This window comes from Pseudomonas alkylphenolica, from assembly GCF_000746525.1.
Lineage (GTDB): Bacteria > Pseudomonadota > Gammaproteobacteria > Pseudomonadales > Pseudomonadaceae > Aquipseudomonas > Aquipseudomonas alkylphenolica.
The window spans coordinates 4,953,330-4,971,978 of sequence record NZ_CP009048.1; the positions used below are offsets into that span (position 1 = coordinate 4,953,330).

Here is an 18,649-nt window from a genome sequence, read left to right on the forward strand (position 1 = left end):
TCATGCTCGTCCTGAATCCGTGTTCTTAGAAGTTCACACCGAAGCTGAGGGCGATGAAATCGCGGTCATCCACGGTGGTGTACTTGCCGTCGAAGAAGTTGGTGTACGACAGGCTGGTGGTGTAGGTGTTCTGGTACTCGGCATCCAGACCCAGGCTGATCGCCTTGCGCCCTTCCTCGAAGTTGCCGCCAGGGCCCGGGGAGTAACCGGAGACGTCATGCGACCAGGCCACGTTAGGCTTGAGGTTGACCCCGGCGAATACGTCGTTGTAGTCCCAGATCGCCCGAGCGCGGTAGCCCCAGGAGGTGCTGGTGGTGAAGCCGTCGTTCTCACATTTGCGCGAGAGGTTGGCCGAAGAGGCATTGTTGCCAGCACCGCTGATGGTCCGGCTGTTGAGGAACTCACAGGTATTCACCGGGCCAGTAGGTTCCAGCGGCCCTGGACCGTAGACCGGGTCACGTCCGTAACGCATCTTGTGCGCGCTTTCCAGGCCGCCGACATGAGTCACGCCAACTTCACCTACCACGGTCAGGCGGCTGGCCCCCATCACCTGGTCGAAGAAGTGGGTGAGTGTCGTCTGGAACTGGGTAATTTCCTTACGGGTGTAGCCGTGCTGGTCCTGGCCTGGAACGCCCTTGAGCAGCGACGCGTTACCAAACCCTGGAATTGGCGTAACACCGGAGTAGAGGATATCGGTGGTGTTGAGCTGGACCGGCGCGTTAGGCCGGTAGCTCAGTTCACCGCTCCACGCGGTGCCGGTAGGCAGGGTGGTGGAGAAGCTCAGGCCATACAGGCGGATGTCTTCAGGGTACTCGACGAAGTACTGCGAGTTGCCCGCCACGATCAACGGCGCCAGCGGCCGCAGTGACGCCGGCAGGCGCGACAGGCTGGCATAGACTGACGGAGACGCGCCAGTTGCACTGAAAATCGGCGCACGGCTGTGGTAGTTCATGAAGTAGGCGCCGAACTCGGTATCCAGCGGCTCGAACATGTAGCGCATGGCCACACCGAACTGGCCACTGTCACGCGCATCGCGATCCGCGCCACGGTCGACCTTCACACCCTCGGTGTTGATGTCGACGCCCTGGCTGGCGAGGAAGCCCAATGCCTGTGGCGGCAGGCTGCGGCTGCTGTTGAGCAAGCGCAGGTTGTCGGTACAGCCGTCGGCGATGACGTCGGGCTGGGAGAAGAAGGTGCCGCAGTTGTCGACGACAGTCTGGTCCCATTCGATCTGGTAGAAGGCTTCAGCCGAAAGGTTGTCGGTCAGGCTCTGCGACACATAGAACATGTTGACCGGGATCAGACCTTCCTTGACCTCGGCGCCAGGACGGCGGAAGGCGGCCACGTCGATCGGGTTGATCGAGTTGATACCGCCACCGATGAAGGTACTTTCACCCCAGCTGACTACCTGCTTGCCGAGACGCACCGAACCTGGCTGATCGGCGATGGAGTAGTTGTGATAGACGAAGGCGTCGAGAAGCTCGCTACCGGCGGACTTGGCGCCCTCTTTGCGGTTGGAGTCGCTGATGTCCTTGAACTCGCGGTGTTCATCCTTGAGCTCGAAGTCGTACCAGTACTTGCCGCGGACGAACACGCCGGTATCGCCGTACTTGAGCTCCAGGTCGTGGATGCCCTTGAAGATCTTCGAGAAGGTCTCACCGCGCTTGAAGTTCAGGTGGCCGTCGTCGGAGGTCTGCGACAGGCCTTTGCCGCCGTTGTTGACGCCAATCAGGTTCTCGTTCGGTTTGGCCGTCGACCAGCTGGCCCCTACGGACAGCGACGAGTCGAACGACCCTTCGATTTCACCGATGTTGAAACTGACGCCGAATGCAGGACCGGCGAGCGTAGAAGCGAGGCTGACGGCCAAAGGCAGTTTCGCCCGGCGCCAGAACAGATTTACTGATGTCATCGACGCTACTCCATGTACTTTCTTTATTTTTATGGCAGTGAGTCCTTTGCAGAAACGCTTTGTTCGACGGGTGTCAGTGCACCCTGATCGTCGAGCAAGTGGCCAGGCACATTCGTGTGCAGCCCCCCATTCCTGAAAATCCCCTGACCCGACTATAGCCAGCACGTAGTGGTGCTTGATCCCTCTAAAGTGTGATTTGCATATCTACCCCTGTGGCGCGGTGCGGTGAACCGGCCACGCTGCTGGCTGGGGAAGAATGGCTGAAAAATGGCATATGACAAGTTGGAAATGTGTCTAGCCTGCGGGTCGCACCCGATCGGGTACGACCCGCGAACCATCACAGGGTCGATAGAAACGTGCTGTTACTGGCCTGCCACTGAGTGATATCCAGGCGAATGCGCTTCTTGTCGAGCTTGCCGACACTGGTCTTGGGAATTTCAGTAACAAGGGCAATCTGACTGGGAATCGCCCACTTGTTGATGTGCCCAAGTTCGACGAAAGGCTTGAGGTGCTCCTTGAGCGCCCTGGCATCGATCACCTGGTTTTCATGGACGACCAGCAGGGCAAAAGGTCGCTCACCCCACTGCGGGTCGGCGACTCCGACCACCGCCACCTCGCGAATCGCCGGATGGCGGCTGATCAGGTCTTCAAGCTCCAGCGAGGAGATCCACTCGCCGCCGGTCTTGATCACATCCTTGATGCGGTCACGAATGTCGATCACACCCATGCTGTCGAGGGTGGCCACATCACCGGTGTGCAGCCAGCCACCCTGCCAGAGTTCGGCGCCCTTCTCTGGTTCGCGGAAATAACCCATGGTCAGCCAGGGCGCGCGCAGTACCAGCTCGCCTTGCGTTTCGCCATCGTTGGGGAGGAAGTTACCCTCACCATCGACAATCGCCGTCTCCACCAACGGCACCGGCACGCCGGCCTTGATCCGGTAGGTGATGCACTCATCCTCGCTGCCGGCCAGCAGTTCGTCGTTGAGGTGAGCGGCAGAGACCAGCGGGCAGGTCTCGGACATCCCGTAGGCGGCGGTCAGCTGAATGCCACGGGCCTTGGCGGCTTCGTACAGGGCGCGGTTCAGCGCGCTGCCGCCAATGATGATTTTCCAACCGCCGAAATCCTGGTCTTGCGCGCCTTTGGCATTGAGCAGCATCTGCAGGATCGTGGGCACGCAATGGGAGAAGGTGACCTTCTCATTGCGCCACAGCTGGCACATCATCTCCGGCTCGTAACGCCCAGGGTAGACCTGTTTGATCCCCAGCATCGTGGCCACATAGGGAATGCCCCAGGCATGGACGTGGAACATCGGGGTGATCGGCATGTACACATCGTTACTGCCCAGCAGGCGCACACTGTCGATGCTGCCGGTGACCGAAGCGGCAGCCAGGGTGTGCAGCACCAGTTGCCGGTGGGTGAAGTACACGCCTTTGGGGTTACCGGTGGTACCGGTGGTGTAGAACGTCGTGGCGACCGAGTTCTCGTCGAAATCAGGGAAGTCATACTCCGGGCTGGCGGCGGCCAGCAATTGCTCGTACTCGCCCACCAGGTTCGGCAGATCGGCGGTCTTGGACTCGGCGTCAGTCAGCAACAGGGTTTTCTCTACCGTGGTCAGCTGCCCGGCGATGGCCTGGTACAGGCCGACAAAATCGCTGTTGACCAGCACGAAGCGGTCTTCGGCGTGGTTCATGGTGTAGAGAATCTGCTCCGGTGACAGGCGCACGTTGATGGTGTGCACCACCGCACCGATCATCGGAATCGCGAACATGCATTCCAGGTAACGGTGGCTGTCCCAGTCCATCACCGCCACGGTGTCACCGGCCTTGACCCCGGCCGCGGTCAACACATTGGCCAGGCGCGCAATGCGCTCATTGAGGGTCAGGTAGCTGAAGCGCAACTGATCGCGATAGACGATTTCGCGGGTTTTCTCATAGCGGCTGCCGGACAACAGCAAGCGCTTGATCAACAGTGGAAACTGATAAGCGCCCTCGGCAGGCGCAATGACACGAGTCTGCAACATAGGAGTCCCTTTTCTAGAGTGCACGAGCTGGGCAAGACATGACCCACTCTAGAACGCCACAACGTCGGCCAAATCAGCCGAAGGAATGATTTGGCCGGGCAAATGGCTAGAGGCAAATCGCCATCAGTGCATTTCGGTAAAGGCGATCTTCACACCCAGAGCAATCAGTACCGCGCCCATGGTGCGATCGAACCAGTGGCCCATACGGGCAAAACCTGCGCGTACGCGCTGCTGGCTGAACAGCATCGCCACCAGGCAGAACCACAGGCCGGTAGCGGCCGCCAGGTACACGCCGTAACCGGCCTGGATCGCCAGCGGCGTGTGCGGGTTGATCACCACGGTGAACAACGACAGGAAGAACAGCGTGGCCTTGGGGTTCAGGCCGTTGGTCATGAAGCCGGCGACAAACGCAGCCCGCGGCGTGCGCTCCACCGTCGAGGCCTGCACGGTATCGCTGCCGGGTGCGGCGGGACCTGCGCGCAATGCCTTGAAGCCGATGTACAGCAGGTAAGCTGCCGCCAGCCACTTGAGGGCGTTGAACAGCACAATCGACTGCGACACGATCAGGCCGATGCCCAGCAGCGAATAGCCCACATGCAGGAAAATCGCCATACCCACGCCAAAGGCAGTCCAGGTACCGGCGCGGCGCCCGTGGGTGACGCTCTCGCGGACCACCACGGCAAAATCGGGACCGGGACTGGCCACGGCCAGCAGGTGAATCAAGGCAACAGTGAGAAATTCAGCCCAGTACATGGGGGCTCCTTGCGGCAGTGGGTGAAATCGGAAGAAAAGTACATTACGCCTTAGACATACTAAGTAACAACCTGTAGGAGCGGGCTTGCCCCGCGATCACGGTATCAACAGTCACATCGAATCGCGGGACAAGCCCGCTCCTACCGGATCTCGCTTGACTCTCCCCCTAGGGGCAACTACTAGCCTGAGCACTTTGCACGACAGAGCCGCCCTCGATGAGCAAACGTGTACTGGTAGTCCTCGGCCATCCCTCGAACCAGAGCTTCTGCGCCGCCTTGAGCAGCGCCTATGTCAACAGTGCCCGTGCGGTCGGTCATGAAGTTCAGGTCGTGGAACTGGGGGCATTGAAATTCGACCCCGTGCTACACAGCGGCTACCAGCAGGTACAGCCGCTGGAACCCGACCTGCTGCACGCGCAATCACTGATCCGCTGGGCCGAACACCTGGTGTTTGTGTTCCCGATCTGGTGGGGCGGCATTCCCGCGTTGCTGAAAGGCTTCCTTGACCGTGTCCTGCTCCCCGGCTTCGCCTTCAAGTACCAAAGCAACTCCCCCTTCCCCACGCAACTGCTCAAAGGCCGAAGCGCCGACCTGCTGGTCAGCATGGACACGCCACCCTGGTATTACCGCTGGGTGTACCGAATGCCGGGCCTGGAACAGATGCGCCGTACCACCCTGGGCTTTTGTGGAATCAGGCCACAAAAGACGTTAACGTTTGGCCCCGTCATCAGCTCGAGCACGACGCAACGCGAGGCCTGGTTGCAACAGGTGCGCAAGCTGGCCCGCGCCAGTTAAAAAGGATTTTCGATGTATATCGGCAAAGCCGCGCAGCTGTCCGGCGCCACGATAAAATGCATACGCCACTATGAGAAAATCGGCCTGCTGCCCGCGCCAAAGCGCCAGGGCAGCTACCGCATCTATGATGAACAGAGTGTGGCGCTGGTGAGCCTGATCAAGTGCGCACAAAAGCTTGGCTTCAGCCTCAAGCAGATGCAGGCGATGGTCAGCGAGAACGGCCCCGGCGAACTGCAGCTGTCGCGCATCCGCCAGGCCATTGCCTGCAGGAAAGCTCAGCTGCAGGCACAGATCGCCGACCTGCAGCAGCAACACCAGAGTCTGCTGGCCTTCGAAGCCAGCCTTGAGCAGACCCGTTATGATTGCTTTACCTATCCGACCTGAGCCCGACCGTCACTCACTGGAGCTTCCATGTCCGCCCTGCGCCGCGCCGTATTCCTCGACCATCATTCCCTGGACCTGGGCGACCTCAGCCTGGATCGCCTGCGCGGTTGCTTCGACGAGCTGCAACTGTACTCGGCCACCGCCCCCGATCAGGTGATGGAACGCTTGCTCGGCGCAACCGTGGCGATCAGCAATAAAGTGATGATCGACGCCAGCACCCTGGCTGCCTGCCCCAACCTGAAGCTGATCCTGGTGGCCGCCACCGGCACCAACAATGTCGATCTGCAGGCCGCACAGGCCCGGGGCATCGTGGTCAGCAACTGCCAGGGCTACGGCACACCGTCGGTCGCCCAGCACACCCTGGCCCTGCTGCTGGCGCTGGCTACACGCCTGCCGGACTATCAACACGCCGTCGCCGAGGGACAATGGACGCGGGCCAAGCAGTTCTGCCTGCTGGACTTCCCGATCGTCGAGCTGGAGGGCAAGACCCTCGGCATGCTCGGTCACGGTGAACTGGGCGGTGCAGTGGCACGCCTGGCCGAAGCCTTTGGCATGCGCGTGCTGCTCGGGCAGTTGCCCGGGCGCCCGCCTCGTGAAGACCGCCTGCCCCTGGATGAACTGCTCCCGCAGGTCGATGCGCTGACCTTGCACTGCCCGCTCAACGAACACACCCGCAACCTGATCGGCACTCGCGAACTGGCCCTGCTCAAGCCCGGCGCCTTTGTCATCAACACCGCCCGCGGCGGTCTGATCGACGAGCAGGCGCTGGCCGATACCTTGCGTTCCGGCCATCTGGGCGGTGCCGCCACCGACGTACTGAGTGTCGAACCGCCGGTCCATGGCAACCCGTTGCTGGCCAAGGACATCCCGCGCCTGATCATCACCCCGCACAGCGCCTGGGGCGCGGTGGAGTCACGCCAGCGCATCGTCGAACAGTTGTGCGAAAACGCCGAGGCGTTTTTTGCCGGCAGCCCGCGTCGACAGGTCGGTTAAGCCGCGTCTGGCTCTGATAAACTGCGCCACTTTTTCAGGAGCCCCCACCCATGGACCCGCGCAGTGAAGTGTTGCTTCGTCAGGCCGAGCTTTTCCAGGGCTCGCTGTTGCTCGCAGGCTTGCCCGCCGACGACCTGCTCGGCAAGCTGCCGGCCGCCCACGGCTGGAGCTGGCATGCCGGCGATCAGACGGCTATCGATGCCCGCTTTGCCGGTCGCAGCCATTTCGGCGTAGAGCCACCTGCCCAGGCTTTCGACGCGGCCGTACTGTTCCTGCCCAAGTCCCGCGACCTGGCCAGCTACCTGCTCAATGCCCTGGCCTCGCGCCTGGCTGGACGCGAGCTGTATCTGGTCGGGGAAAAGCGCGGCGGCATCGAAGGCGCGGCAAAACAGCTGCATGCCTTCGGCAAACCACGCAAGCTCGACAGCGCCCGCCACTGCCAGCTGTGGCAGGTCACCGTAGAACACGCACCTGAAGCCAGGTCGCTGGAAAGCCTGGCCGAACATTTCGAGTTGGCGCTGGCTGACGGGCCACTGAAGATCGTCAGCCTGCCTGGCGTGTTCAGCCACGGCCGCCTGGATCGCGGCAGCGCCCTGTTGCTGGAAAACCTTGATCAACTGCCGGTCGGCCATGTCCTCGACTTCGGCTGTGGCGCCGGCGTACTCGGTGCGGCGATCAAGCGTGGCTATCCACAAAGCCGGATCACCCTGCTTGATGTCGACGCCTTTGCCGTCGCCAGCAGCCGCCTGACCCTGGCGGCCAATGGTCTGGAAGGTGAGGTGATTTGCGGTGACGGCATCGATGCCGCCCCCCGTGATCTGGATGTGATTCTGAGCAACCCACCGTTCCACACCGGCGTTCACACCAATTACCAGGCATCGGAAAATCTGTTGAGAAAATCAGCCGATCATCTGAAAAAAAGCGGAGAAATGCGTTTGGTCGCCAACAGCTTCCTGCGCTATCAACCGCTGATCGAAGAAGCGCTGGGCAATTGCCGGATACGCGCCGAAGGGCAAGGCTTTCGCATCTACCAGGCAACACGCGGTTAAAATCAGCGCTTGCCGAAACGGATTTGCCTAGGCAGAATCCGCTCCGTCCTAGGGGAGTAGTCTCCCGCGAGCACCCAGCTCGCCCGGTACGCGTCAACATACTTGGTCCACAGACCATGGCGCGTGCGACCCACGGTCCGCACAGACGGACCCAGGGTTTGACAAGACCTATGACACGCACACCTTACCCGGGGCGGGAAGGCTGTACGTGTCATAGCCGTGTCGACCCGCCCCCGTAGGAATCCTGATGCTGGAATCATTGCTCGTCCCGACCGCGATCGTGGCCCTCGCCGAAATTGGCGACAAGACCCAATTGCTCGCGCTCATCCTCGCTGCCCGCTTCCGCAAGCCCTGGCCGATCATCGCCGGCATCATCGCCGCGACCCTGGCCAACCATGCGGCTGCCGGCGCTGTCGGCGCCTGGGTCAGCACCTTCTTCTCCGCCGCCACCCTGCACTGGATCCTCGCTGCGAGCTTCGCTGCCACCGCCTTGTGGACACTGATCCCGGACAAGATGGATGACGACGAGGCCAGCACCGCGCGGCGCTTCGGCCCGTTCCTGACCACCCTGATTGCATTCTTCATCGCGGAAATCGGCGACAAGACCCAAGTCGCCACAGTGATGCTGGCGGCCCAGTATCCGCACCTGATCATGGTGATCATCGGCACTACCCTGGGCATGCTGATTGCCAACGTGCCGGTCGTGCTGGCGGGCAACTTTGCCGCCGAGAAGCTGCCTTTGACCCTGATACGTCGCCTGGCTTCGGCCGCGTTCTTCGTGCTGGCCGCCGTGGCGGTGTATTCGGCGATGCAGGTCAGTGGCTGGATAGGCTAAATATGATCGCGGGGCAAGCCCGCTCCCACAGTGGGAGCGGGCTTGCCCCGCGATGAATGATTTACTTCTTGGCCTGCTCGTACAACGGCATCACCTTCGGAATCGCCGCCTGCAACGAAGCCTGGCGGCTGGCAGAAGCCGGGTGAGTACTCATGAACTCAGGCTGCGAGCCCCCCGACGCCTGGCTCATTTTGTCCCACAGGGTGATCGCGGCGTTAGGGTTGTACCCCGCACGAGCGGCCAGCTCCAGGCCAATCAGGTCGGCTTCGTTCTCGTTCTCGCGGCTGTTGGGCAGAGTCATGCTGTACTGCACCACCGTGTCGGCAATTGCCAGGGAGTCCTGGCCAAGGCCGAGCAAGGCGCCCGCGCCCTGACGCGCCATCTGCACACCATAGGCCTTGGACATGGCTTCACGGCCATGCTCACGCAAAGCGTGGGCGATTTCATGGCCCATCACCGCGGCGATTTCGTCGTCGGTCAGCTTCAGCTTGTCGATAAGCCCGGTGTAGAAAAAGATCTTGCCGCCAGGACCGCAGTTGGCATTGAGCTCGTCACTCTTGATCAGGTTGACTTCCCAGTTCCACTGCGCCGCATCCGGACGGAACTTCGGTGCCTGGGCAATCAGGCGGTCGGCAATAACCTGGACACGCTTGGCCTCGGCACTGGTCTTGTCGAGCACACCCTTGCTCGACGCCTCGCCCAGGGTCTGCTGGTACGACTGGGCATACATCTGGTTGACCTCATCGGTCGACAACATGCTGAACATATATTGCTTACGCTCGACACCCACGGCACCGCCGCTGGTGGTGTTCACTGCCTGGCATCCGGAAAGCAGTACGCTGGCGCTCAAGGCGCCGATAACTAATGACTTACGCATGAAAACACTCCATTCGAACATGCCGCGTATCCTAGGCTGACTCGATTGAGCCCGCCATATCCCGCACGAAGATTTCTCCGGACGGCACTCATGCTTTGACCCGCACACGCCGATAACCCAAGGCAGATGAAATTTCTTGTGCTTGGAGCCCTTCATGAAGTTCAGGTCGATCCAGTTTTCCGTTGCGGCCCTGGCCGGCGCTATTGTCTTAAGCATAGTTGCCGCTCTGGTGCTTTACGCCGTGTATTCCGGCCAGCGCACCCAGGAGCTGGTGCAGACCCGCACCCAGCAGCAATTCGAGGCAGTGATCGAGCAGCGCCTGACTGCCCTGGCCCGCACGCAGGTCAGCGAAATCCAGCGCGGCCTGGAAGCACCATTGCTGATCGCCCGCGGGCTGGCCACCAGCAACGCCATGCTGGGTATGATGGATGCCAACGGCAACCCGCTGCTCAAGATCGAGCGCGAACAACTGATCGCCCTGCTCAAGCAGACTGCCGTGACCAACCCACTGATCCTGGGCACCTACTTGGGCTGGGAAGCCAACGCCCTGGACCATGACGACAGCCGCTTCGTTGGCACCTCTATCACCGGTATCGACAGTGCCACCGGGCGCTTTCTGCCCTGGTGGTTTCGCAACGATGACGGCAGCCTCGGCCTGGACAAACTGGCCGACGTCAATGACCAGACCGTTCTCGCTACCGGCGTACGAGCCAGTGAGTACTACTTGTGCTCGCGAGAGTCGAAAAAGGCCTGCGTGATCGACCCGGCACCTTACAAGGTGGGCGACAAGATGGTCATGCTCGCCTCTTTCGTCGAACCGATCCTGATCGATGGTCAGTTCCAGGGGATTGCCGGTGCCGACCTGTCGGTGAACTTCATCCAGGAGCTGCTCAACACTGCTGATAAGCAGCTCTATGGTGGTGCTGGCGAACTCGCACTGGTCTCCGGCAACGGCCGCCTGGTGGCGTTCACCAAAGACCCGAGCAAGTTCGGCGAGAAAGCCCGTGACGTCCTCGACGCCAGTGTCGCCACCACCCTGAGCCAGCTCAGCGGCGAAAATCTGCGCTACGAGGTCAACCAGAACGCCGGACGCATCGAGTTGTACCTGCCGTTCAAGATCGGCAATACCGATGCGCGCTGGACGCTGCTGCTGGAGTTGCCGCTGAGCGCGGTAATGGCTGACGTGAACAAGCTTCAGGACGAACTCAGCGCCCAACGCAGCACCGACCTCACCGGCATGACCCTGATGGGCCTGGGCATCGCCGCCCTCGGCTTGCTGGTGATCTGGCTGCTGGCTCACGGCATCGCCCGTCCGCTGCGCCAGATGGTGGCCATGCTCGACGACATTGCCCAGGGCGAAGGTGACCTGACCCGCCGCCTGAGCAGTGACCGCGCCGATGAACTGGGCTCGATCGCCAAGGGCTTCAATACCTTCCTGGCCAAGTTGCAGGCAATGATCAGCCAGGTGGTGGCGTCGGTGCAGAAAGTCAGCGATTCCTCGGAGCACACTGCCGACATCGCGATCCGCACCAACCAGGGCGTACACAAGCAAATGGCCGAGATCGACCTGGTGGCCACCGCCGTGCACGAAATGACCGCTACCGCCCAGGATGTGGCGCGTAATGCCACCCATGCCGCCCAGGCTGCCAGTAACGCCGACCAGGCGGCGCATCAGGGCCTGCAGATCGTGCGTAACACTTCAGACTCGATCAGCGCCCTGGCCGAAGAGATTGGCCGCGCAGTCGGCGTGGTACAGACCCTGGCCCGCGACAGCGAGAACATCAATGCGATCCTGACGGCTATTCGCGCCATTGCCGAGCAGACCAACCTGCTGGCGCTCAATGCGGCCATCGAGGCGGCACGCGCCGGCGAACAGGGTCGCGGTTTTGCCGTGGTTGCCGACGAGGTGCGCAATCTGGCGCAGAAGACCCAGCAGGCCACTGAAGAAATCCAGCAGATGATTCAGCAACTGCAACAGGGTACCCGCGATGTCGTAAAGGTCATGGAAGACAGCCAGGGCAAGACCGATGACAGCGTGCAGCAGGCGGCTCGCGCCGCAGAGGCGCTGGAGAGCATCACTCAGGCGGTATCGGTGATCAACGACATGAACACCCAGATCGCCAGCGCGGCGGAAGAGCAGAGCGCAGTGGCTGAGGATATCAACCGCAATGTGATAAACATTGGTCAGGTGGCCAATGAAGTGGCCGGCGGCGCGGATGAGTCGAGTACCGCCAGTGCCGAGTTGACCAAGCTGGCCGAGCAGCAGCGGCGGTTGATCAATCAGTTCCGGGTGTAAACCAATCGCGGGGCAATAGATAAACCCTGTGGGAGCGGGCTTGCCCCGCGATGCTTTTAAGCCGGGGTCAGGCACTCCGGCCCATTAAGCTTCGGATCATTGACAAAATTGGCCAGCACCCGCTCACGCAGCGGCGCCTGGCTGCTCGCCAGCAATTCATACAACCGCGCCACAGGCGTCTCGGGATCGAGCCAGGCCGCCTGCCCCGCGGCATCGAGCATCAGCGGCCGCCGTTGATTCACCGCCGCCTGGGTCACCACTGCGGTACTCAACCAGACCTGATCCTGCACCGGATAGGCCTCCCAGATCGCCGCAAAGAACAGCGAAGAGCCCTCCCCCGGCGTCAGCCAGTAGGGGCGCTTGCGCTGGGTACCGCGCCATTCATAAAAGCCGTTGGCCGGCATCAGGCAACGGCGCAGGCGAAACGCCTCGCGAAACATCGGTTGCTCGGCCAGGGTTTCGGCCCGGGCATGGGCGGGGGTGCGCGACAGGTCGGTGAGCCAGGCCGGGGTCAGCCCCCAGCGTGCTCGCGCCAGCTCCAGCTGACCTTCTTCGAGACGGCGCTGGATCAGCACCGAGGCGCCGGGGGAGATATTCCATTGCGCCTGCTGGTCACTGGGAAACCCCGGCAACGCAGCAAAGGCGGGAGACCAGCGAAACAGCGCATAACGTCCACACATGAGGGCAAAAACCTAGCAAATCAGGGTTCCGGGGATAGTCTCCGGTTCGTCGCCCGCAAGTGGCTGGGCAGTATTGTACGCGGCGATCAGCTGGCGTGCGCTGTCGGCCTGTTCATCGGCGACCGCCAGCCCCAGCAGGCCGTGCACCGGCAGGTCGCCGATGGCCCCCATCAGGTCACGACCCATCAGGTGCACCTGGATACCTTCACTGGCGAGCATGCCGATCAGCATTTCAGCTTCCAGCAGGTTTTCCGGATCATAGATTCGCTGCATCAGTCATTCTCACCGTAAACGTCCAGCATCCATTCCTCACCATGCACTTGAAGCACGAATCTGATCGGTTTGCAGCAGACCTGACAGTCCTCGATGTATTCCTGGTCACCACCAGACAGGTCCACTGTCGTTTCGACTTCTGCACCACAATAGGGGCAATCGTAAATCACAGTTTCCAGCATCGCGGCCTCCCGAGTGACTTGTGCGTATAATTGCCGGTCTATTTACAGGACCTGCGCGTGTTCGAGCCGTTTTTCGAACCCCGGCCCTACCTATTACCCTAGCCGTTTCCAACAAGAGAGCATGATGGGCGAATTCGATGCCATCCGACCGTACGACGACGCTGAGGTCCCTGCCGTTCTGGCACGCCTGCTCAGCGACCCGGCATTCCTCGATATCCTCACCCACTTCCGCTTCCCGCGCATGGCCGGAGCGTTCGGCTGGCTGCTCAAGCCGCTGATCGCCCGGCGCCTGCGCAAAGAATTCGCCGGTGTCAGTTGCGTTTCGACCCTGCAGGACAAGGTCGAGTACTACGTCGACCATACCATCGAGCGGGCTACCGACGGCGTGACCTACACCGGCGTCGAGCTGCTCAAGTCCGGCACCGCCTACCTGTTCCTGGCCAACCACCGTGACATCGTCATGGACCCTGCGTTCGTCAATTACGCGGTGTACCACGCCGGCCTGCCGACGCCGCGGATCGCCATCGGCGACAACCTGCTGCAAAAGCCGTTCGTCAGCGACATGATGCGCCTGAACAAAAGCTTCATCGTCCACCGCTCGATCAGCGGGCGCCGGGAAAAACTGGCGGCCTACCAGCTGCTCTCGGCCTACATCAACCATTCGATCCGCAACGACGGTGCGTCGATCTGGATAGCCCAGGCTGAAGGCCGGGCCAAGGATGGTGACGATCGCACCGATTCGGCAATCCTGAAAATGTTCCACATGAGCCGCAAGGACGAGCCGTTCGGTGCGGTGATCCAGTCGCTGAACCTGAGCCCGGTGTCGATCAGCTACGAGTACGACCCGTGCGATCAGGCCAAGGCCCGCGAGCTGTATATCCGCGCCACCACTGGCAGCTACACCAAGGCGCCGGGTGAAGATGACATCAGCATTGCCCAGGGCATCACCGGCTATAAGGGACGGGTGCACATCAACTTCGCCCCGCCGGTGACGGCATGCTTCGAGGACACCAAGCAACTGGCGGTGGAAATCGATCGGCAGATTCTCGGCGGCTACCGGTTGTTCCCGGTGCATTACCTGGCCTATGCGCAATGGGCTGAGGCCGATCCTGCCCTGCAGGTGCCGACGGCGGCCAAGCTGTTCCCGGCCGACGAACTGGCCCGCGCCCAAGCCGAGTGGCAGCGCCGTCTGGACGCCTGCCCGGTCGAGCAGCAGCCGTACCTGGTGCAGCAGTACGCGACGCCGGTGCGCAATCAGTACCGGGTTAAAGCTGGGTTGGCGCTTTGATCATCGCGGGGCAAGCCCGCTCCCACTGGAGGTACCAAGTGCCCTGTGGGAGCGGGCTTGCCCCGCGATTACGGTTCAGACCCAGGTACTGAACCAGGACAGCAGCAATGCCAACGCCAGGAAGGCAAAGCCGAGGATGTAATAGAAGCGGTTGATGCGCAGGCCCATGCCATCGACCACCGCTTCATCGGCGGCCATGCCGGCCAGGGTTTGCGCTGCACGGCGCCGGGCGCTGTGCAGCAACAGCCCGCCAGGGCAGGTCAACACCAGGGCCAGCAGGTTGATCAGCTTGGCCGGGTGGGCGGCAAACAGCCCCCAGATCACTTGCAACGACATCGCAGAACCTCAAAAGAAGTACATCGAAACACTCGATACGGCGCGCATTCTACCCAAGCGCCGCGCGTATTCCTGCCCTTTGCGACAAACGACGATTAATTTCCGCCGTCATACGTTCGTCATCAACACACGCCACCCTACCGGCCTTCGCAACGAAACGGAGCTTGTCATGCTGCACGCCGAAAACCAGGACCGCCTCTACCTGATCGCCCAGAGCGACGAGCAGCAGGCCTTGATCGATGGCCTGGCCTTCAACGTTCAGGACCGTCAGTGGCTGGTGTACTGCGCCCTGGGCGGCCATGCCCACGACGACCTGCCGGAGGTCGATGGCCAGACCGGCATCAGCGTGCTGGACTTCTACGTCGAAGCGGCCTGAAGCTCTGCCTGGAAGGATGTGGGAGCGGGCTTGCCCCGCGATGCGATGTGACTGACAGATCGCTATCGCGGGGCAAGCCCGCTCCTACCGGGAAGGGTTTATTCGCCCAGGATCTGGCCGATGGCCTGGTCCTTGAACAGACGGGTCAGGGCATCGCTGAGGACATCGCTCACCAGCTTGGTGTTGGTTTCCTGGTTTGGCGCCATGCCGAAGCGCTGGTCCAGGGAGGCACCGTAACGGCCGCTGTAGCGACGGTTGGCATTGGACACGTCAGCTTTGAAGGTCGCACCGATGGTGGCTTCCGTCACGTACATGCCCTCTTTGGGCGACTGGTACTTCAGCTCGGCCAGGGTCACGGTCAGCTGCGGCGCGTTGTAGGCGTTTGGCGTCGGGGTGAAGCCCAGCAGGCGCACGGCGGCTTCAGCCTGGGCTTGCAGTTTCGGCAGGATATCGTTGCCGGTCACGGTGATGGCGCTGGTTTCAGGGTACAGACCACCGCGGGTGCCCAGAGTTTGCGAAGCGCGGCCATCGACCACCTTGACCACCACCGGCTGGCCGTGACCGACCGGGGCGAGCTGGGCGGTGAGTTTGGGTTGCGGGCTGAGTTGTTGCGGGCTGTGGGCACAACCGGCCAGGGTCAGACTGGTCACCGCGATCAAACCGAACAACAAACGTTGCAACATGCTCATCTCTCCAGAATAGGCAGCAAAGGCCGCCAGTATAACCAGCACGACGCGGCCCAGCCATCGCCATGCCATTAGCGAATAAGACCGGCGCGAGCGCTGCCGGTTCGCTGTCACATTGGTTTAATCACCCGGCGGCTATGCTGGCGCCCAGAACACTCAAAGAGGTAGACCGCCATGTCCTGGTTCTGGGCTTCACTGTTCAAACGCCGGCCAATGCGCAGCTTCGCACGACTCGACGCCCAGGGTCTGTGCCTGGCTTTCAAACAGTGCGCAATCCGGCCTGATGCTGGCAACTGGGTGGAAATCGACGAAATTCGCCTCAGCTGGCTCAACCGTCCCCTGCCCGCCAGCGCCCGGGTTTGCGTGCGTCCCCGCGGTAACTGGGTACAGCGCAGCCTGGCCGCCTGAACCGTGCATCAATAAAAGTCGCTAATAAAGATCATTTCTGCCCGAGACATCGTTATAATCTCCCCCCGATTATAAGGACGTCTCCTGATCGGGCCTCGCAGCACCGCCAATGTTCACCATCGGCATCCTCCGCACCGCCCACAGAGAGCCTTCCACACAGGTCTTGCACCAGCCAGTGTGCCCGCAATATTCGGCCCTCTGCTCTGCCTGAACCTGCCGGGCCTGCCATCGCGCAGACCATTTTGAGGTTCACGACTCCAAAAGAGCGTGAAAAAACGGGTTTTCACAACTTCACGAGAGTGTGGCGAGCAATGAACAGTCTGGCATGTGCAAAAGCACCTAAAGTGTCCCGAACAGCCCTGAACAGCTGGCAACAGTGCTCATCCAGGATGAGTGCCTGAGGCCGGTCCATAACGCACGACGGACACCTTGACCATAAGTCGAATTGCCGCACCGGTCTTAAAATGCGTTCATAGGCAACGCAAAGCCCGTTTGGCGGTGTCCGCTGAAGTTGCAAAAACTGCGAAGAATCGGACATGGCGATCCTGGCCAAGCCAGAGATCCTATGCTGTCAATTTGGTGCTGTAGATTTTGGAGACGCGTTAAATGGCGCAGAACGAAGCAGTCGATGTAGTACTGGTAGGGGCAGGCATCATGAGTGCCACCCTGGCCGTACTGCTCAAGGAACTCGACCCGGCGATCAAGCTGGAAGTCGTCGAGTTGATGGATTCGGGTGCCGCGGAAAGTTCCAACCCGTGGAACAACGCCGGGACCGGCCATGCCGGACTGTGTGAACTGAACTACACGCCGCAGGCTGCCGACGGCAGCATCGACATCAAGAAAGCGGTGCACATCAACACCCAGTTCGAGGTGTCCCGGCAGTTCTGGGCCTACCTGAGCAAGAAAGGCGCGTTCAGCTCGCCACGGGCGTTCATCAACCCGGTGCCGCACCTGAGCTACGTCGAAGGCGACAAAGGTGTCGATTTCCTCAAGAAGCGCTTCGATCTGCTCAAGCAGCATCACGCCTTCAGCGAGATGGAATACACCGAAGACAAAGCGCTGATGAACGAGTGGATGCCGCTGATGATGCCGGGTCGCCCTGCCGACCAGAAAATCGCCGCCACCCGCGTCATGAAAGGCACCGACGTCAACTTCGGTACCCTGACCAACAAACTGCTCAAGCACCTGGCCAGCGCGCCGGATGCCCAGGTCAAGTACTGCAAGCGGGTCACTGGCCTGCGCCGTAACGGCAGTGGCTGGACCGTCAGCATCAAGGACGTCAACAGCGGCAGCAGCCGCGACGTCAACGCCCGCTTCGTCTTCCTCGGCGCCGGTGGCGCGGCCCTGCCGCTGCTGCAGCAGTCGGGCATCGAAGAGAGCAAAGGCTTTGGCGGCTTCCCGGTCAGCGGCCAATGGCTGCGCTGCGACAACCCGGAAGTGGTCAAGAAGCACCAGGCCAAGGTTTACAGCCAGGCCGCGGTTGGTTCGCCGCCGATGTCGGTGCCGCACCTGGACACCCGCGTCGTCGACGGCAAGACCTCGCTGCTGTTCGGCCCATATGCCGGCTTTACCACCAAGTTCCTCAAGCATGGCTCGTTCCTCGACCTGCCGCTGTCGGTACGCATGAGCAACATCGGCCCGATGCTCGCCGTGGCCCGCGACAACATGGACCTGACCAAGTACCTGGTCAGCGAAGTGATGCAGTCGATGGAGCAGCGTCTGGACTCGCTGCGTCGCTTTTACCCCGAGGCGAAAGCCGAGGACTGGCGCCTGGAAGTGGCCGGTCAGCGCGTGCAGATCATCAAGAAAGACCCGAAAAAAGGCGGCATCCTGCAGTTCGGTACCGAACTGGTAGCAGCCAAAGACGGCACCCTGGCCGCTCTGCTGGGCGCCTCTCCTGGTGCTTCGGTGACGGTATCGATCATGCTTGAGCTGATCGAGCGCTGCTTCCCCGAGCAAACCAAGGGTGCCTGGGCGGCCAAGCTCAAGGAAATTTTCCCGGCCCGGGAAAAGATCCTGGCCGCAGACGCTGCGCTGTATCACAAGATCAGCGCGCACAACGACGAGGTCCTGGGCCTGGTCGAAAACAGCCCGGCGCAGCACTACGCGTAACGCACCGGCATAAAAAAACGCCCTTCGGGGCGTTTTTTTATGCGCGCAGGATAATCAGCCGCGGGCCTTGTCGATGATCTCGATGTACTCAGCGGCGTTGCGCTGGTCGCGGATCTGATCAACAAAGGTCTTGCCGTGCTCGTCTTTACCGTCCAGATTAAAGCCAGCCGCAACGAAGAAACCGACAAAGCGCTCGAAGTCGTCGATACGCAGGCCGCGATAGGCCTTGATCAGTTTGTGCAGCGAAGGTGAAGTGGCATCCGCCGGTTCGAACTGCAGGAAGGATTTGACGTACTCGTCGCTGATCTCATCCCCAATCACTTGCTTCTTGTCTTTACGCATTGCCGACTCCAACTGAACCATCACGGACATTTTCACGGGCCGGCAGTTTACCCCTG

20 protein-coding genes, 1 pseudogene and 1 riboswitch are annotated in these 18,649 nt (G+C 61.3%); of the genes and pseudogenes, 11 read left to right on the forward strand and 10 right to left on the reverse strand.

Going from position 1 to position 18,649, the window contains the following annotated elements:
- Positions 1–25 precede the first annotated feature (25 nt).
- The 3 genes from PSAKL28_RS22740 to PSAKL28_RS22750 form a co-directional block, all read right to left on the reverse strand.
- On the reverse strand, positions 26–1,909 hold the full coding sequence (locus tag PSAKL28_RS22740) for a DUF1302 domain-containing protein (protein WP_038614681.1): 1,884 nt from the start codon (positions 1,907–1,909) through the stop codon (positions 26–28).
- 337 nt (positions 1,910–2,246) lie between these two features.
- Entirely contained in the window at positions 2,247–3,929 is a 1,683-nt protein-coding gene (locus PSAKL28_RS22745) for a fatty acid--CoA ligase (protein WP_038614683.1), read from the reverse strand.
- Positions 3,930–4,052: 123 nt separating this feature from the next.
- Positions 4,053–4,682, reverse strand: coding sequence for a LysE family translocator (locus tag PSAKL28_RS22750; protein ID WP_038614684.1), 630 nt, complete (start codon positions 4,680–4,682; stop codon positions 4,053–4,055).
- 215 nt (positions 4,683–4,897) lie between these two features.
- Here PSAKL28_RS22750 and PSAKL28_RS22755 point away from each other — a divergent pair, with 215 nt between their 5' ends.
- From PSAKL28_RS22755 to PSAKL28_RS22775, 5 genes are all read left to right on the forward strand, one after another.
- Positions 4,898–5,476 (forward strand): NAD(P)H-dependent oxidoreductase, encoded by a 579-nt coding sequence (locus tag PSAKL28_RS22755; RefSeq protein WP_038614686.1) that lies wholly within the window; start codon positions 4,898–4,900, stop codon positions 5,474–5,476.
- 12 nt (positions 5,477–5,488) lie between these two features.
- On the forward strand, positions 5,489–5,860 hold the full coding sequence (locus PSAKL28_RS22760; protein WP_038614688.1) for a MerR family transcriptional regulator: 372 nt from the start codon (positions 5,489–5,491) through the stop codon (positions 5,858–5,860).
- Between the two features lie 27 nt (positions 5,861–5,887).
- The gene (locus PSAKL28_RS22765; protein ID WP_038614689.1) at positions 5,888–6,853 is read left to right on the forward strand and encodes a 2-hydroxyacid dehydrogenase; all 966 of its coding nucleotides are present in this window, start codon (positions 5,888–5,890) and stop codon (positions 6,851–6,853) included.
- Positions 6,854–6,903: 50 nt separating this feature from the next.
- Entirely contained in the window at positions 6,904–7,902 is a 999-nt protein-coding gene (locus PSAKL28_RS22770; RefSeq protein WP_038614691.1) for a methyltransferase, read from the forward strand.
- 38 nt (positions 7,903–7,940) lie between these two features.
- Positions 7,941–8,062, forward strand: a riboswitch (yybP-ykoY riboswitch).
- 87 nt (positions 8,063–8,149) lie between these two features.
- Positions 8,150–8,737 carry a TMEM165/GDT1 family protein gene (locus tag PSAKL28_RS22775; RefSeq protein WP_010225776.1) on the forward strand — a complete coding sequence of 196 codons (588 nt, stop codon included), beginning with the start codon at positions 8,150–8,152 and terminating at the stop codon, positions 8,735–8,737.
- A gap of 61 nt (positions 8,738–8,798) precedes the next feature.
- On the opposite strand, the gene PSAKL28_RS22780 is transcribed toward PSAKL28_RS22775, so the two are convergent.
- Complete coding sequence (locus PSAKL28_RS22780) at positions 8,799–9,614, reverse strand: M48 family metallopeptidase (protein ID WP_038614692.1); 816 nt, start codon at positions 9,612–9,614, stop codon at positions 8,799–8,801.
- 1,246 nt (positions 9,615–10,860) lie between these two features.
- Here PSAKL28_RS22780 and PSAKL28_RS28650 point away from each other — a divergent pair.
- Positions 10,861–11,055: pseudogene (locus PSAKL28_RS28650) on the forward strand (HAMP domain-containing protein); the annotation flags it as partial.
- A gap of 111 nt (positions 11,056–11,166) precedes the next feature.
- Complete coding sequence (locus tag PSAKL28_RS28655) at positions 11,167–11,910, forward strand: methyl-accepting chemotaxis protein (protein WP_371262011.1); 744 nt, start codon at positions 11,167–11,169, stop codon at positions 11,908–11,910.
- Positions 11,911–11,966: 56 nt separating this feature from the next.
- On the opposite strand, the gene PSAKL28_RS22790 is transcribed toward PSAKL28_RS28655, so the two are convergent.
- The 3 genes from PSAKL28_RS22790 to PSAKL28_RS22800 are packed head-to-tail and all read right to left on the reverse strand — an operon-like array spanning position 11,967 to position 13,045.
- Positions 11,967–12,590, reverse strand: coding sequence for an SOS response-associated peptidase (locus PSAKL28_RS22790; protein WP_038614696.1), 624 nt, complete (start codon positions 12,588–12,590; stop codon positions 11,967–11,969).
- 12 nt (positions 12,591–12,602) lie between these two features.
- Positions 12,603–12,863: a putative signal transducing protein gene (locus PSAKL28_RS22795; RefSeq protein ID WP_038614698.1), complete on the reverse strand. Its 261-nt coding sequence runs from the start codon at positions 12,861–12,863 to the stop codon at positions 12,603–12,605.
- Positions 12,863–13,045 carry a CPXCG motif-containing cysteine-rich protein gene (locus PSAKL28_RS22800; protein WP_038614699.1) on the reverse strand — a complete coding sequence of 61 codons (183 nt, stop codon included), beginning with the start codon at positions 13,043–13,045 and terminating at the stop codon, positions 12,863–12,865. The genes PSAKL28_RS22795 and PSAKL28_RS22800 overlap by 1 nt, the downstream gene beginning before the upstream one ends.
- Positions 13,046–13,166: 121 nt before the next feature.
- Between PSAKL28_RS22800 and PSAKL28_RS22805 the strand changes: the two genes are divergently transcribed.
- Positions 13,167–14,333, forward strand: a complete 1,167-nt coding sequence (locus PSAKL28_RS22805; RefSeq protein ID WP_167335129.1) for a 1-acyl-sn-glycerol-3-phosphate acyltransferase — start codon at positions 13,167–13,169, stop codon at positions 14,331–14,333.
- A gap of 75 nt (positions 14,334–14,408) precedes the next feature.
- On the opposite strand, the gene PSAKL28_RS22810 is transcribed toward PSAKL28_RS22805, so the two are convergent.
- Positions 14,409–14,669, reverse strand: coding sequence for a hypothetical protein (locus PSAKL28_RS22810; RefSeq protein ID WP_038614703.1), 261 nt, complete (start codon positions 14,667–14,669; stop codon positions 14,409–14,411).
- 169 nt (positions 14,670–14,838) lie between these two features.
- Between PSAKL28_RS22810 and PSAKL28_RS22815 the strand changes: the two genes are divergently transcribed.
- Entirely contained in the window at positions 14,839–15,045 is a 207-nt protein-coding gene (locus PSAKL28_RS22815) for a hypothetical protein (RefSeq protein WP_038614706.1), read from the forward strand.
- Positions 15,046–15,143: 98 nt separating this feature from the next.
- Here the strand turns inward: PSAKL28_RS22815 and PSAKL28_RS22820 are convergent, their stop codons facing one another.
- Positions 15,144–15,728 (reverse strand): YajG family lipoprotein, encoded by a 585-nt coding sequence (locus PSAKL28_RS22820; protein ID WP_038614708.1) that lies wholly within the window; start codon positions 15,726–15,728, stop codon positions 15,144–15,146.
- Between the two features lie 177 nt (positions 15,729–15,905).
- Between PSAKL28_RS22820 and PSAKL28_RS22825 the strand changes: the two genes are divergently transcribed.
- Together PSAKL28_RS22825 and mqo are read left to right on the forward strand one after the other, a co-directional pair.
- Positions 15,906–16,139: a hypothetical protein gene (locus PSAKL28_RS22825; protein WP_038614710.1), complete on the forward strand. Its 234-nt coding sequence runs from the start codon at positions 15,906–15,908 to the stop codon at positions 16,137–16,139.
- A 606-nt stretch (positions 16,140–16,745) separates the two neighbouring features.
- On the forward strand, positions 16,746–18,251 hold the full coding sequence (gene mqo / locus PSAKL28_RS22830) for a malate dehydrogenase (quinone) (RefSeq protein ID WP_038614712.1): 1,506 nt from the start codon (positions 16,746–16,748) through the stop codon (positions 18,249–18,251).
- A gap of 54 nt (positions 18,252–18,305) precedes the next feature.
- Here the strand turns inward: mqo and PSAKL28_RS22835 are convergent, their stop codons facing one another.
- Positions 18,306–18,593 carry a PA4642 family protein gene (locus tag PSAKL28_RS22835; protein WP_038614714.1) on the reverse strand — a complete coding sequence of 96 codons (288 nt, stop codon included), beginning with the start codon at positions 18,591–18,593 and terminating at the stop codon, positions 18,306–18,308.
- Between the last annotated feature and the right edge of the window lie 56 nt (positions 18,594–18,649).

Coding starts and splice junctions, on each gene's coding strand:
- PSAKL28_RS22775 (WP_010225776.1), top strand. CDS start 8,150: ATGCTGGAATCATTGCTCGTCCCGACCGCGATCGTGGCCCTCGCCGAA.
- PSAKL28_RS22825 (WP_038614710.1), top strand. CDS start 15,906: ATGTCCTGGTTCTGGGCTTCACTGTTCAAACGCCGGCCAATGCGCAGC.
- PSAKL28_RS22770 (WP_038614691.1), top strand. CDS start 6,904: ATGGACCCGCGCAGTGAAGTGTTGCTTCGTCAGGCCGAGCTTTTCCAG.
- PSAKL28_RS28655 (WP_371262011.1), top strand. CDS start 11,167: ATGGCCGAGATCGACCTGGTGGCCACCGCCGTGCACGAAATGACCGCT.
- PSAKL28_RS22765 (WP_038614689.1), top strand. CDS start 5,888: ATGTCCGCCCTGCGCCGCGCCGTATTCCTCGACCATCATTCCCTGGAC.
- PSAKL28_RS22820 (WP_038614708.1), bottom strand. CDS start 15,728: ATGTTGCAACGTTTGTTGTTCGGTTTGATCGCGGTGACCAGTCTGACC.
- PSAKL28_RS22815 (WP_038614706.1), top strand. CDS start 14,839: ATGCTGCACGCCGAAAACCAGGACCGCCTCTACCTGATCGCCCAGAGC.
- PSAKL28_RS22805 (WP_167335129.1), top strand. CDS start 13,167: ATGATGGGCGAATTCGATGCCATCCGACCGTACGACGACGCTGAGGTC.
- PSAKL28_RS22780 (WP_038614692.1), bottom strand. CDS start 9,614: ATGCGTAAGTCATTAGTTATCGGCGCCTTGAGCGCCAGCGTACTGCTT.
- PSAKL28_RS22740 (WP_038614681.1), bottom strand. CDS start 1,909: ATGACATCAGTAAATCTGTTCTGGCGCCGGGCGAAACTGCCTTTGGCC.
- PSAKL28_RS22750 (WP_038614684.1), bottom strand. CDS start 4,682: ATGTACTGGGCTGAATTTCTCACTGTTGCCTTGATTCACCTGCTGGCC.
- PSAKL28_RS22835 (WP_038614714.1), bottom strand. CDS start 18,593: ATGCGTAAAGACAAGAAGCAAGTGATTGGGGATGAGATCAGCGACGAG.
- PSAKL28_RS22810 (WP_038614703.1), bottom strand. CDS start 14,669: ATGTCGTTGCAAGTGATCTGGGGGCTGTTTGCCGCCCACCCGGCCAAG.
- PSAKL28_RS22755 (WP_038614686.1), top strand. CDS start 4,898: ATGAGCAAACGTGTACTGGTAGTCCTCGGCCATCCCTCGAACCAGAGC.
- PSAKL28_RS22800 (WP_038614699.1), bottom strand. CDS start 13,045: ATGCTGGAAACTGTGATTTACGATTGCCCCTATTGTGGTGCAGAAGTC.
- mqo (WP_038614712.1), top strand. CDS start 16,746: ATGGCGCAGAACGAAGCAGTCGATGTAGTACTGGTAGGGGCAGGCATC.
- PSAKL28_RS22745 (WP_038614683.1), bottom strand. CDS start 3,929: ATGTTGCAGACTCGTGTCATTGCGCCTGCCGAGGGCGCTTATCAGTTT.
- PSAKL28_RS22795 (WP_038614698.1), bottom strand. CDS start 12,863: ATGCAGCGAATCTATGATCCGGAAAACCTGCTGGAAGCTGAAATGCTG.
- PSAKL28_RS22760 (WP_038614688.1), top strand. CDS start 5,489: ATGTATATCGGCAAAGCCGCGCAGCTGTCCGGCGCCACGATAAAATGC.
- PSAKL28_RS22790 (WP_038614696.1), bottom strand. CDS start 12,590: ATGTGTGGACGTTATGCGCTGTTTCGCTGGTCTCCCGCCTTTGCTGCG.